The sequence below is a fragment of the Sphaerisporangium sp. NPDC049457 genome (assembly GCF_055586705.1).
Window position 1 is genome coordinate 1 of record NZ_JBVJHR010000054.1, and the last position, 1,097, is coordinate 1,097.

At 67.1% G+C, this 1,097-nt stretch carries 1 protein-coding gene; it reads right to left on the reverse strand.

Annotated elements, in window-relative coordinates:
- Positions 1 to 1,097: homocysteine S-methyltransferase family protein (locus ACZ6QO_RS37850; protein WP_465858344.1), on the reverse strand; the 1,097-nt coding region annotated here is incomplete at both ends.

Below are 1,097 nucleotides of genomic sequence, written 5' to 3' on the forward strand. Positions count from 1 at the left end.
GTCCGCGCCTGCCCCTGCTCGTCGATGGTGAGCGCGACCACCGCGGCGCCGTGCTCACGCACCAACTCCATGATCTTCACAAACCGCGACTCCGGGCCATCACCGTCCTCGTAGTTCACCGAGTTGACCACCGCACGGCCACCCAGCATCTCCAACCCCGCACCGATCACCGCCGGCTCGGTGGAATCGATCACGATCGGCAACGTGGAGGCGGTCGCCAGGCGGAAGGCCAGCTCCCGCATATCGGCCACCCCATCCCGCCCGACGTAGTCGACGCACAGGTCCAGCATGTGCGCCCCATCACGCGACTGCGCCCGCGCGATATCGATGCACTCATCCCACTGCCCGGCCAGCATCGCCTCACGAAACGCCTTGGACCCATTGGCATTGGTCCGCTCACCGATCGCCAGATACGAGGTGTCCTGCCGAAACGGCACATGCGCATACAACGACGACGCCCCCGCCTCGACACGCGGACGACGCGGCGCCGGCGCATGAGCACCGACCCGCTCCACCACCTGCCGCAGATGCTCCGGCGTCGTCCCGCAACACCCGCCCACCAGGCCCAGCCCGTACTGCCCGGTGAACATCTCATGAGCATCCGCCAGTTCCCCCGGCGTCAGCGGATACCGGGCGCCGTCAGCGGTCAACTCCGGCAACCCCGCATTCGGCATACACGACAACAACACCCCCGGCCCCGCATGCTTGGCCAAATACCGCAAATGCTCCGACATCTCCGCCGGACCCGTCGCGCAATTCAACCCGATCACATCGACACCCAACGGCTCGATCGCCGTCAACGCCGCACCGATCTCCGACCCCAGCAACATCGCCCCGTTGGTCTCGATCGTCACCTGCGCGATCACCGGCACATCACGACCCGCCGCCGAAATCGCCCGCCGCGCCCCCGTCACCGCCGCCTTCACCTGCAACAAATCCTGACACGTCTCCACGATCAACGCATCAGCCCCACCCGCGATCAACCCCGCCGCGTTCTCCTCATACGCATCCCGCAACGCCCCAAACGCCACATGCCCCAACGTCGGCAACTTCGTCCCCGGCCCCATCGACCCCAGCACGAACCGCGCCCGCCCATC